This is a genomic window from Pseudomonas sp. TH39(2020) (assembly GCF_016650715.1).
GTDB lineage: Bacteria > Pseudomonadota > Gammaproteobacteria > Pseudomonadales > Pseudomonadaceae > Aquipseudomonas > Aquipseudomonas mandelii_C.
On sequence record NZ_JAEKFF010000006.1, the window covers coordinates 1,254,631 to 1,268,105 of the forward strand.

Here is a 13,475-nt window from a genome sequence, read left to right on the forward strand (position 1 = left end):
TTCTTTTGCAAATATTCAAGGATTGAATATGAACGATGCACTAACAAAACTTGATGAAACCCTGCGCGATGTTCAGCTGGCGTATTACTTGAAGAAAGTTGTGCCCTCCGACACCACCAAAAAGACACTCAAGCTAAAGACTGTCGAGGATCTCAGCGAGTTTTGGTTGCTTGATGTACAGGTTAGCCAGCGTGTTCGCACTTCCCCCGTTGCGTGTGCCATTGCCAGCCTGCAGCAATACACTTACCGCATTCTGCATGACATGGAGCCCGGCTACGGCCCAGCGACTAAAACGCCTGAGCGAGTAAAGACCTGGACCGACGAAATGCGTCGTTACTCAATCTGGGCGGGCCACCAAAAACTATTGTATTACCCTGAGATTTACCTCGATCCAAGCCTCAGAAACACGGACAGCGATAATTTCAAACAACTGAAAAACGACATAAACCAAAGCCGGATTCAACCTGAGGCCATTGAGTCGGCCGTAAAATCTTACCTGACGCGCTTTGAGGAAGTATCCAATCTAAACATTCTCAATGGGTATATTGACGGCACGGATTTCGCCAATAGCAAATACTATTTCATTGCCAAATCACGCTCCGGGCATACTTATTTCTGGCGCTCACTGAACATGGCCGAACGGCCATATAACGGCGAGAAAACCGCAAGTGGAAAACGTGTCAAACAGGACCATCCCGAACCGTACGCATGGTCGGACTGGGAAAAAGCAGATATCCCTATTCCGCACGACGCCATCGAACACACCATTCGCCCTGTCTGGTTCAATAATCGGCTGTTCGTTACCTGGGCCCAGTGCATTCATCAAGACCCGGCGGGCGTAACAGAAAATAGAAGAGACCCCCAACTGTTGATGAGTTACTGCTACAAAAAGACTAACGACACCTGGAGCTCACCGCAAACGGTCTTGAACGAATATGTCAATAATGGCTTGCTTGGCAAACACACATCACGCCCTATCGAAGAAACTCCATTATCCGACCTGCACCCAGACAAAATAAAATCACGTATAAATACGGTAGCCGTCCAAAACAGAGAGAATTCACAAGACGTTCTGCTCCTTGCCATCGTATTGTATGGCGAGCAAGCAGAATTAATGCTGCCAAGGACGTCCTATACAAACGGTGTTTACGACGGGTGGAATCGCTATGAGCACAAGCAAAACAACACCCCTCTCTTTTTAAGTTCCGCAAGCATTAATAAAAATCTTACTCACATCCCTGGCCCTCCCTCTCGGAGCTACAACATACTAGAGCCTCTTTCACTTCCGCATTACAAACTTGCATACAACATTCACAAACACCCTATAAACGAGTTATCCAAACCTGTTTTCTACCTGCAATCAAAGCAGGAAACAAATCACACGAAACATGGAACCATAAAACCTGCCCCTACCCAGACACCATTATTGACAACTGACTCAATATACTACAAAGTAGATTACGCGATGCATAGTTCAGAAACAATCATTTACCTGAATCTAAATCCGGACTTAATTTCAAACTCGCAAGCAGCTTCTTTATTTGTAGTTCAACAGTCAGCAATGCCCCAACTCGTTCAAACCACCCCTCTTATCTCAGGGACGGATTCGTACCACTTCCATTTTGAAAATTGCAACCTAATTAGAACCACTGAAATATTCCAATATGGTTTAACAATACATGAAAATGACGAGCATTGGTTTGGCGGGGGCATTGAAGTTAGTACGGCGGATCGTTTTAGCACTCCAAAACTTTCAAATAATAATTCAGTGCAATATCTCGATTTTTCAGACTCATTGATACTGCACAGCGATATCGGTCTGGTAGATCGTCAACCCATCAGACTCAATACCTTGCTTGCCACCGAGCTGACCGGTCGTGCCGAGAACAGTCTGGATGAACTGTTCAGCCGGGAAACACAACAGTTGCGGGAACCGAAAATATCTAATGGCGACTCTGATCAATCCATGGACTTTCACGGCCCCAACGGCCGCTATTACGCAGAGCTGTTCCTTAATTTACCTTGGTTGATAGCACATCGATTAAACGCGGAAGGGCGATACGTCGAGGCCGAACGCTGGATCAAATACCTCTTCGATCCGGGCCGAAGACTGTCCGAATGCTGGAAGACTGTGCCCTTGACCGGCACCGACGTGCCCTCCTATGCCGCTCGCGCCCCGCATGATCCGCACATGATTTCCCAAAGCTACCCAGTGCACGCTCGCAAGGCGCTTTACTTGCTTTATCTCGACATCTTGATCAATCGGGGCGATGCCACGTACCGGGAATTGACGCCAGATAGTCTCGTCGAGGCAAAGCTTTGGTATATGCGAGCATCGACTCTTCTTGGCTCGCGCCCGGTTATTCAATGGGCGGATCAATGGTCGTCCATCAGTTTGAAAGCACTGAGCGCGAACCACACCGAGAAGCGCCGTGCACTTAAGAAGACACTGAACCTGTTGAACGCCAATGGCTCGATCAGGCTCCCAGGAGGAGACGTACGAGAGGCGCTGCCTGCTATCCAGACTTCGAGCCTGCGCGTGCCGTTCAACCCGGAGCTACTCAAACGCTGGGACATTGTCGAGAGTCGCCTGTACAACCTGCGACACAACATCGACATCAGCGGCAAGCCGTTGCGTTTGCCATTGTTCGCGGCGCCCATGGACCCGAAAGTTCTGGTCAGCCTCCGTGCGTCGGGCGTCTCCTATGGCGCCAATTCGCAATTACACAAACCTGCGCTCTGGCACTATCGCTTCAACGCCATGCACAGTCAGGCGTTGAGTGCGGTAGACAGCGTGATCCAGTTCGGTTCCACGCTATTGTCGCTGATCGAACGCCAGGAACAGGCTCATCTGCAAGAGCAGCAGCAACAACAAGCCTGGGACATGGCAAAAATTTCCGTCGCGTTACAAACCCAGGCGCTCAGCGTTGATAGTAAAAACCGTGAGTTTTTAAACACTGGCAAACAAGTCACCCTCGGGCGGTTGAAGCACTACGAGCAATTACTGGAGAAAGATGTAACCCCGGAAGAAGCCGAGGCTGGTCGACTGTATTTGAGCAGCGCCACCGAAGAAATGGCTTCAGCATCCGCCCAGGCCGTCGCAGGCGGCCTGATGCTGATTCCAAACATCTTTGGCGTCGCCAACGGTGGTTCGCGCTGGGAAGGGACAGCCTATGCCACCAGCGCTCTCGCACAGCTGCGAGCTACGCAGGCTCGTTCCGAGGCGAGCAACCTCGACCGTAATGCACAGTTCGCTCGCCGTCGGGAGGAGTGGGCGTTGAATCGTAATCAGGCACAACTTGAGCTGACACAGATCACGGCACAAATCGCGCAATCTGCCGAGCAGGAAAAGGTCACTCGCCTGCAGCTGAAACAGGCTGAAACAGCATTGAGCCATGCCCGAGACAACCACGACTTTCTCCGCAAGCGCTTTACCAACAAGCAGCTTTATCAATGGCTCAACAATCAATTTTCAACGTTGTATGAACAGGCTTATGAAGTGGCGCTGGACTTATGCCTGGCCGCCGAGGCCTGCTGGCAATACGAGTGCGCCGACTACACCAGACGGTTCATTCAACCCGGGAAGTGGAACACCACTTACCGTGGTCTTTCAGCAGGTGAGAGCCTCAAGAGCCGCCTGGTGACAATGCAGGCCGAATTCCTGAAGGCTAACCGTCGCGGCCTGGAAATCACTAAAACCGTATCCCTGAGAACTCTCAGGGATAAGGACAAGACCAGCAAGATCAATCGGACCTGGGAGCAGATTCACACCTCGCTCATAGAGGAAGGGAGCTGTGATTTCGAACTGACCCATAAAATGTTTGAAGACGACTGGAAGGGACAAGGACATTACCTGCGGCGTATCAAGACCCTCAGCGTGACGATACCGGGCATTGTGAGCCCCTACGAAAACATCAGGGCAACGCTGACTCAAACGTCCAGTTCGATGTACCTGTCTACCGATACCAAAGGACCGAGCATCAAGGATCCGCGCGTTAAACAACAAGTCGCGCTTTCCACCGGAGACGACGATAGCGGCCTGTTCACTCTCAACCTCCTCGATGAACGCTACCTGCCTTTCGAATACACCGGGGCGATTTCAACGTGGCGCCTGACCTTCCCGAACCACACGGCGCAGAAAGCCATGCTTGATTCGCTGACCGACATCATCGTGCATGTGAAATACACGGCCAAAAGGCCTGGAGTTTCGCGATGAGTGAACAAGGCACAATGTCCGTCGCCGCTCCTGTACTGCCAAAAGGCGGGGGCGCCATTCAAAGCATCGGCAAGGGTTTTGGCGATATCGGCGCCCAGGGTGCTGCCTCGTATGAAGTCGCCTTACCCATTTCTCCGGGACGCGGCTTCGCACCTGACTTGTCGCTGAGCTATGGCAGTTCAGTCGGTAACAGTGAGTTTGGCATCGGCTGGGGAGTTTCTTTGCCTGTCGTGGCGCGACGCACCAGCAAAGGTGTGCCGGCCTATGCCGACGATGACGAGATCGTCGGCCCCGGCGCAGTGGTGTGGATGCCCGAGCAAGGCGCTCAGGGCACGCTCACAACCAACATTACTCGCTACAACGATCTGCAACTGGATACGACCTACACCGTGGTACGCCACTTCCCGCGCCTCGAAAAAAGCTTTGACCGAATCGAACACTGGTCTTCCAAAAACGACAGACCGGGTTTCTGGCTGGTGCACGGTGCCGATGGCAGCCTTCACGTGTTCGGCAGACAACCGGCATCGCGTCGCGCCGATCCCGAGGATGCGAACCGTGTTGCCGAATGGTTGCTGGAGGAAAGCGTGAACCCGCACGGCGAGCACATTCTCTACCAGTACACGGCAGAAAAGGCGCAGCGCTACCTGAGCAGCGTGAGCTATGGCAATTTCAAGGCCGACGCGCAGCTGTATTTATGGAAACCGGATCAGCTGAAAACGGTGCAATGGCACTTCGAACTGGTGTTCGACTACGGCGAACGCAGCCTGGATTATCAAGAGAAACCGGCGTACGCCGGACAGCAATGGCTAACACGCAGCGACGCTTTTTCCAGTTTCGCCTATGGCTTTGAAATACGCACACATCGCCTGTGCCGCCAGGTGCTAATGTTCCATCGTTTTCCCGCAGAGCTGGGTAACGATCCGGTTCTGGTCAGACGCCTGTTAATCGATTACCGACAGACGCCTCTGGGGTATCAGCATCTGAGCGCCGCCCATGAGCAGGCTTACGCAGAGTCGACGACCGCCGAAAACCGCCCGCCCATGGAATTCACCTACAGCGCCTTTGAACTACCGGCAACCTCCAGCACCTGGCAGCCGTTTCAGAACATGACCGGTCTCAACGACGGGCAACGTTATCAATTGGTGGACCTGTACGGCGAAGGTCTGGCGGGTGTGCTGTATCGGGATAGCGCTGGCTGGTACTACCGCGAACCCATTCGCGCCAAAGCCAAAAGCAACGAGGTGGCTTACGACCAGCTGCGCGTCGTCCCCGCAGTACCGACGGCTGCATCCGCCAGGATGGCGTTTCAGTCACTGAGCGATCTGACTGGCGATGGTCGATTGGACTTGATCACTGCCCAGCCGAAGTCAAGCGGGTTTTTCTCGCTTGATGCCGAGCGAAAGTGGTCAGGATTTGCCACGTTCGATGCGTTCCCGATTGAGTTTTTCCAGCGAAAAAGCCAATTGGCCGACCTGATGGGTGCCGGACTCAGCGACCTCGCCATGATAGGACCCCGAAGCGTCCGGTTGTACGCCAACCGGCGCAAGAAAGGCTTCGCCCCCGCTGTCGAAGTGCCTCGTAAAAAGGATGAAGACGACCTTCCCGTGCTGACGTCTTCACCCGGCGAACTGGTTGCCTTCAGCGACATGCTCGGCAGTGGTCAACAACACCTGGTACGCATACGTCACAACGAAGTGACGTGCTGGCCAAACCTGGGCCGCGGGCGTTTCGGCAAAGGTCTCGTGCTCGGGTCGCCGGGCATTGCATACGAGGCGTTCGACGCTTCGCGTATTCGTCTGGCGGATCTGGACGGCTCTGGTGCTACCGACCTGATTTACCTGGAGTCCAAGCATGCGCTTATCTATATGAACCGCAGCGGCAACAGCTTTGCTCCGCCGGTCAGGCTGACCTGGCCAGAGGGTGTTCGCTTCAACAGTTTATGTCAGGTGAGCTTCGACAGCCTTCAAGGGCTCGGCTGCTCCAGCCTGATACTGAGCACGCCGAACATGACGCCCCGCCATTGGCGCTACGATTTCGTCAGTGCAAAACCCTATTTGCTCATCGGCGCCAATAACAATATGGGCGCCGCAAACTGCATCAGTTATCGCAGTTCGGCGCAGGAATGGCTGGATGAGAAAGCGGAGAAAATCAAAGCCGGCAAACCTCCCATCTGTCACATACCATTTGCCATGCATGTGGTCTCGAAAAAGACCCAACTCGACGAGATCACTGGCAATCGCCTGACCCAGAGTTTTTCCTATCGCCAAGGCTACTACGATGGTATCGAGCGGGAGTTTCGCGGCTTCGGCTTATTGCTACAGGTCGACAGTGAAACGCCCCCCAGTGATACCCCACTGCAAGGTTTTACAACGCCATGCCTGACAAAGAGCTGGTTCCATACGGGACAAGCGGTGGACATGCCCCGTGACGGTTTCGACGTCACTGACAAACACGCTGTGGAACCGGGCAAATCGCTGCTTTGCCAATACCGGTCCGAGACTGACAGTGACGCTGTAATCGATTCGCCAGACCTGTCGACAACCCTGGAAATGGCACGCGCCCTGAGTGGCCAAGTGCTGCGCAGCGAAGTCTTTGGCATCGATGAGCGCTCAGGAATCAGCACGCTCTATTCTGTCCAGGAAAACCGCTATCGGGTTCGCTTGCTGCAAGTGCCGCAAGGCAAACGGCACTACGCCCGGATGTTGCCTTTGGCGCTGGAATCCATCAGCTATCAATACGAAGGCATCGCTGATGACCCGCAATGTCAGCACACCTTCAATCTGCGGCATGACCCGTACGGCGCTCTGACCCACAGCGTGAGTGTCCATTACGCCAGACGCAAAGCCGCCGACGACACCCCGCCCTTCAGCGATACCGATCAACAACAATGGTGGCACGATGCGCATGATCCGGCGCAACAGTTCTACTACCTGAGCGAAACCCGCGCCGAGTTCATCCATCTGGATGCGCCCCAAGGATGGCGACTGGGCCTGCCCTATCGTCAGCGCACCCGGGCACAGAAACGACCCAAGGCGCCCGAGAATGGAGGGCTGCCGGCAAAGGACATGACGTACGAAAAACTCCTCGAACGGGTAAAGGAATCAGCCTGGACCCACCAGAGTGTTCTGACTGGCCTTTCGGTGCAGCGCTATAAGAACACCTCAACCGCAGAAACCCTCGAGGAGGGTGTCGCGCACTTCGAAGCCCTTGCCGACTATCTGGAAACTGCCGAGCTCGACGAAACGGCCCTGACTGCTTTCGACGTATTGCCGCAGGCGAGTCGCCCCACAGAAGAGCTGATCGAACAAATTGGCTATCAGCGCATGACCGATTTTTTTTCGGCGTCCTCAGAAAAATTCTGGTCGGTCAAAAGCTCTTTTTCGACCTACGCCACTTTGGCGGGCTTCTACAAAATAAAGAGTTTCCAAGCGAGTAAGAGCCAAGGCGTGACCAAGGTTTTCTATGACAAGCATTGTTGTCTGATCACTGAGTTCAGGCTGCCCGATCGCTGTGCCACTCAAGCAACCTACGACTATCGTTCGCTTCTACCTCTGCGCATCGTCGACCCGAACGGCAACGTCCAGGAAGCTCTCTACAACAGCTTTGGCCGGTTGCTGGCCAACAGTTTTTACGGCACCGAAGGCAACAAACCCACAGGTTTCAAACCGATTGCTGATTACAAGCGCCCGACATTCACCAGGCCCGGCGATGCCATCGCAGACGGTAAAAAAGCGTTACAGAAAGCCGCCAGCACCACATTTTCAGCGCCGTTCAGCTGGATGGGATGCATCTCGGAGGCGGCCATGAAAGAGGCTGATTGGCTGGCGCGCTGCATAACCAAGGGCGATTTGCTGCCCGGTGGGTTTATTTGCAATCGTGCCCGAGATCGTCTGGCGGCACTTGAGAAGCACTCTGCCGATGATGAGAAATTGAAGATCGAAATCGACAAGTCGCCCCGTGAGCCGATACACGTCGCCACCCTGGTCGCCGATCGTTACCCCGACGACAAGCAGCAACAAATCCACATCAGCGTTACTTGCCTTGATGGCTTCGGCCGAACATTGCAAAGCAAGCAATTGGTTGAATCAGGGACCGCTTATGTTGTCGACGCCAAGGGTGGATTGACGCTTGAAAATGGAAAACCGCTCGAGCTGGTGTCAGCTATGCGCTGGCGTATCAGCGAACGGGTTGAATACAACAACAAGGGATTGGCGATCCGCACTTACCGGCCGTACTTTGCCAATCACCATCAGTACATCAACGATGTGTCCTTGCGGCAGTTCGGCCACTACGACCTGCAGTTTTACGATGCGCTGGGCCGACCAGCCTGCACACGACTCGCCAGACAAGGCGACCTTTCCTATATGCGGCGGCAAACCCGACATCCCTGGTACACCGTTGAGGAGGACGAGAACGATACGCTCGAAGAGATCACGCCCAAGACACCTGCCATTTCCGGAGGTGCCGCATGAGCGCGCAATTGCATAGCAAGACACCGACGCTGACCGCGGTCGACAGCCGAGGTCTGACAACCCGGCATGTCGCTTACTGGCGTAGCGACGCGGCCGCAACAGCACAGGCAAGGATAACGCGCCAACTGCATGACATTGCGGGGCGTCTGGTTGCGCAGTGGGATCCACGACTGTCCCACGGCGAGTCCAGGGCCAATCTGAGCAGCATTTACAGCCTGTCCGGCAGATTGTTACAGACAGACAGTGTTGACGCCGGGTGGCAGGTCAATCTACCCGCAGACGCAGGACACATAGTGCGTAACTGGGACCAGCGCGGCAATGTTCGGCACACCCACTACGACGACCAACTAAGGCCGGTCAGCATCCAGGAACAAGCAGCAGGCGATACCCTGAACGTAGTCGAGCGTATGACCTACGGCGACAGCTCTCCACAGAACGCATCACGTAATCTGTGTGGAGAGCTGACTCGTCATGATGACTGCGCCGGCACCTTGATTACTGAAGGACACGCGATCTGCGCCAAACCCCTTGGCCATACGCGGCACTTCCTGCGCAACGCCGATCGACCAAACTGGCCGGCTGACGAGAAAGCATGTGACAGCCTGCTTGAAGACAGTAAAGGACATGCGACGATCTGGCAGTACGACGCACTGGGACAATCCATACAACAGATCGATGCAGGCGGACATCGACTGCGCTTCTCGTTTGACGTATCCGGCCAGCTCAAGGCCGTCAGCCTGTTGATCAAGGAGGCGACGACTGAACAGATCATCTTCAAGGATCTGCGCTATAACGCGTTTGGTCAGGTTGAATCCCAGACTGCCGGGAATGATGTTATCAGCCGTGCAGTGTTCGACCCGGCCAGCGGTCGACTGACCTCACTCAGCGCATCCGTTTCGTCGAGCATCTTGCAAGATCTTCACTACGCCTATGACGCCGTGGGCAATGTGACGAAAATCGAAGACAAAGCCCAGCCGGCACAGTTCGGCAGTAACCAGAAGGTTGAAGCCGTCAGCACGTTTACCTACGACAGCCTCTATCAACTGATCAGCGCTACAGGTCGTGAAGCAGCGGGACCGAACAACCAACCCCACCTCCCCATGTCCAGCAGGGCACCTGTTGATGCGCTGCAACTGTTCAACTTTTCAGAACAGTACGAGTACGACGCGGGTGGTAACTTGACCGAACTGCGCCATGTGCGTGATCGCAATAACTACACCCGGACGCTGAACGTTGCAGCGGCAAGCAATCGCCTCTTGTCCTGGAACAAGGGCGACTCAACGCCCGGTGTGACCGCAACATTCGATACAAACGGCAATCTGCAAGCACTGCAACCCGGCCGATCGCTGCAATGGAACATACGCGATCAACTTGACAACGTAGTGCTGGTGACGCGTGAGGATGGCCCTGATGACGATGAACGTTATTGCTACGACAGTAACGGGCAACGCGTACGAAAAATCCACACAACCCATGCCGCGTCGGTGACTCACACCCGAGAGGTCCGCTATCTGCCGGGCCTCGAAATTCGTACCCGCCATAACGAAAGACTGGAAGTCATCACCCTGCAAGCCGGGCGCTGCAATGTTCGCTACCTGCACTGGACCAAAGGTCGGCCGGACGGCATCGCGGCAAACCAGTTGCGCTATAGCCTCGATGATCATCTGGGTTCAAGTTCAATCGAACTCGACGATAAGGCCTGGCTGATCAGTCAGGAGAGTTACTTGCCGTATGGAGGAACGGCATGGGTAGCGTCCCGCTCGGCCGTGGAGGCCGACTACCGAACCATCCGGTATTCCGGCAAGGAGCGCGATGCCAGTGGGCTGTATTACTACGGTCATCGGTATTACGCGCCGTGGTTGCAGCGCTGGATCAGCCCCGATCCGGCTGGCCCGGTGGACGGGTTGAATCTGTACGCCATGGTGGGGAATAACCCCGTTAGATTTATCGATCACCAAGGGTTGGGCAAAATACAATTCATTGATTTCACTACCCCGTGGCTAAAGGATGAAGTTGCGAAAAAAATCGTAACGACTGCGAATGCCAACGCGGGCGGCACAGCAAAGAAACAGAAAAAGCCAACCGAAGATGCCGGTGGACGTGATCCCGAATTCGGCCTCAGCAAAAATAGTCTGAAAGATCTTGTTGTTCACTCTACTGCCGACTTTTGGGATGAGCGGGATGAGGGGATCGTGAACGCCAGCCGGTTCTACAACTTGAATGGGCCAAGATCTGGCCCGCGGAATTACTCCGGGGTAGATAACAATTATGCAGGCACCGCCACAAGCCCTGACTTCTACTTGAGCTTCGGAAGCTACAAGATCGGTAATACGGCTGACTACATGACAGATTTGGCCAGTCGATATAGCGCCACGAAAGATGACCGGCTTCAAAGAATAACAATAAGTCTGGATATGCTGGAGGAGCACCCAACACTAAGCAGAACAGCCGCGAACGCCCATGAACTCCAGCAATGGACCCGCGATTTAATTGAAAAGCATATCGAGCACAGTGACGGGATCATTCCCATACTGACCGGAGGACCAGGGGCTCATGGCGAGGTGCGGGCGCTGAACTCAATTGTTGCTCTCTTCCCGGACAAGGCTGAAAGAATGCTTTCGAATACGAATCTTTCCACCACTAAATTAATCGGTCCGCACGCGCCAAAGCCATTTATAGCCTGCTTAAATTGCAGCGGCATCATTCCCAAATCGGTCCAGGTCTGGACCCATCGCACGCCCATAAATTACGCAGCGTATAACGCTCGCGTACAGCAAATAAACGGCCCTGGACATTGACAGCGTGGCCTGACTGAAACGCTTCCCAAAAGCCCAATCCGTTCAAACACTGATCGCATTGGTAAACACCAACCGATTCCCGAACGGATCACTGATCGTCATGTCCTGGCTCCCCCAGGGCATGGCCTGGATCTGTGGGTGCGAAAACTTGTATTCCTTGGCGAGCAGTTGCTGCTGAAACGCCTCCAGCTCGTCCGTCTCGATACGTAGTGCCGAACCCGGCGAGCTGTCGCCGTGATGCTCTGACAAATGCAGCACGCATTCTCCTCGGGAAACCTGAAGGTACAGCGGAAAATTCGGCTCGAAGCGATGTTGCCAGTCGATCTTGAACCCCAGGAAGTCGACGTAGAACTCCAATGCCTTGGTTTCATCGAAAATCCGCAGGACCGGGGTGGTTTTGCCGAAGCTCATGGAGTTGCTCCCAGACTGATAAGGCCCAGAGTGTAGCCGGGCGAGATGTCAGCGCTTCGGCTTGGTAATGGCTTTCTTTAGTTTCAATGTGCCATCACTGTGACGCAGCACTCGGAATGCTTACTGAAATCCATCACGCAAGTCCCCTTGCCGCGCCAGAAACCGCCCTTCCCTTCTTCCATTTGCCTGACCTTCGCTGTAACTCAAAACACCATTGATCCACACCCCATCAATCCCTTCCGCCGCCCGTTGCGGATCATTGAAATCCGCCACATCGCGGATGGTCACAGGATCGAACAACACCAGATCCGCCCAATGTCCTTCACGGATTTCGCCACGTTCCTTCAATCCAAATCGCGCCGCCGACAACCCGGTCATCTTGTGTACGGCGGTGTGCAGCGGAAACAGCCCCACGTCGCGACTGAAATGCCCGAGCACCCGTGGGAAAGCGCCCCACAAACGAGGATGCGGAAACGGGTCTTCCGGCAAACCGTCAGAGCCGACCATCGACAGCGGATGCGCGAGGATTCTTCGTACATCCGCCTCATCCATTCCGTAATACACCGCGCCGGCCGGTTGCAGGCGTCGAGCGGCGTCAAGTAGCGGCACGCCCCATTCGGCGGCGATGTCCATCAGGTCACGGCCACCCGCTTCAGGGTGCGGCGTTGACCAGGTGATGGTGATGCGATGAGCGTCGGTGACTTGCTTGAGGTCCAGCGTCGATGAACTTGCCGCATAGGGATAACAGTCGCAGCCTACCGGGTGGGTTTTCGCCGCGTGTTCGAGGGACGCTAGCAGTTGCGGACTGCGCCCCCAGTTACCCGCGCCTGCGCATTTGAGATGGGAAATGATCACCGGCGATTTCGCGTGGCGGCCAATCCGGAATGCTTCGTCCATGGCCTCCAGCACCGGCTCGAATTCGCTGCGCAAATGGGTGGTGTAGACCGCGCCGAAGGCGGTCAGCTCTTCGGTCAATTGCATCACTTCATCGGTGGAAGCCGAGAACGCGTTGGCATAGGCAAGCCCCGTGGACAGACCCAACGCTCCGGCCTCAAGACTCTCGCGCAGTTGCTCGCGCATCGCGGTGATTTCATCGGGTGTTGCGGTTCGAAACAGGTCGTCGAGGTGGTTGCTGCGCAGCGCCGTGTGACCGACCAGTGCAGCCACGTTCAGCGTGGTGTTCGCCGCTTCGACGGCGGCGCGGTAGTCGCTGAACCTTGGATAAACAAACGCCGCGGCGGTGCCGAGCAGGTTCATCGGGTCGGGCGGATCGCCGCGCAAACTCACCGGAGAAGCGCTGATCCCGCAGTTGCCGACAATCACCGTGGTCACGCCCTGGCTGAGCTTGGGCAGCATTTGCGGCTGGCGGATCACCACGGTGTCGTCGTGGGTGTGCACGTCGATGAAACCTGGTGCCAACACGCGACCGGCGGCGTCAATTTCTTCGGTGGCGCTGGCATCGTGCAAGTTACCGATACGCTCGATGCGGCCGTTCAGAATCGCCACGTCGGCGGGATAACCGGGCGCGTTGCTGCCATCGATAATCAGGGCGTTGCGGATCAGCGTGTCGTACATCAT

General features: G+C 55.1%; 5 protein-coding genes. 3 read left to right on the plus strand and 2 right to left on the minus strand.

Going from position 1 to position 13,475, the window contains the following annotated elements; genetic code table 11:
* Nucleotides 1–28 precede the first annotated feature (28 nt).
* Genes JFU47_RS13725 through JFU47_RS13735 form a run of 3 tightly spaced genes read left to right on the plus strand, consistent with a single transcriptional unit; the run spans nucleotide 29 to nucleotide 11,486 of the window.
* Nucleotides 29–4,216, plus strand: coding sequence for a Tc toxin subunit A-related protein (locus tag JFU47_RS13725; protein WP_201183538.1), 4,188 nt, complete (start codon nucleotides 29–31; stop codon nucleotides 4,214–4,216).
* Complete coding sequence (locus JFU47_RS13730) at nucleotides 4,213–8,688, plus strand: SpvB/TcaC N-terminal domain-containing protein (RefSeq protein ID WP_201183541.1); 4,476 nt, start codon at nucleotides 4,213–4,215, stop codon at nucleotides 8,686–8,688. The genes JFU47_RS13725 and JFU47_RS13730 overlap by 4 nt, the downstream gene beginning before the upstream one ends.
* Nucleotides 8,685–11,486, plus strand: a complete 2,802-nt coding sequence (locus JFU47_RS13735) for an RHS repeat-associated core domain-containing protein (RefSeq protein ID WP_201183543.1) — start codon at nucleotides 8,685–8,687, stop codon at nucleotides 11,484–11,486. The genes JFU47_RS13730 and JFU47_RS13735 overlap by 4 nt, the downstream gene beginning before the upstream one ends.
* 42 nt (nucleotides 11,487–11,528) lie before the next feature.
* Here the strand turns inward: JFU47_RS13735 and JFU47_RS13740 are convergent, their stop codons facing one another.
* Nucleotides 11,529–11,897 (minus strand): glyoxalase superfamily protein, encoded by a 369-nt coding sequence (locus JFU47_RS13740; RefSeq protein WP_140681704.1) that lies wholly within the window; start codon nucleotides 11,895–11,897, stop codon nucleotides 11,529–11,531.
* A 120-nt stretch (nucleotides 11,898–12,017) separates the two neighbouring features.
* On the minus strand, nucleotides 12,018–13,475 hold the full coding sequence (locus JFU47_RS13745) for an N-acyl-D-amino-acid deacylase family protein (protein WP_201183545.1): 1,458 nt from the start codon (nucleotides 13,473–13,475) through the stop codon (nucleotides 12,018–12,020).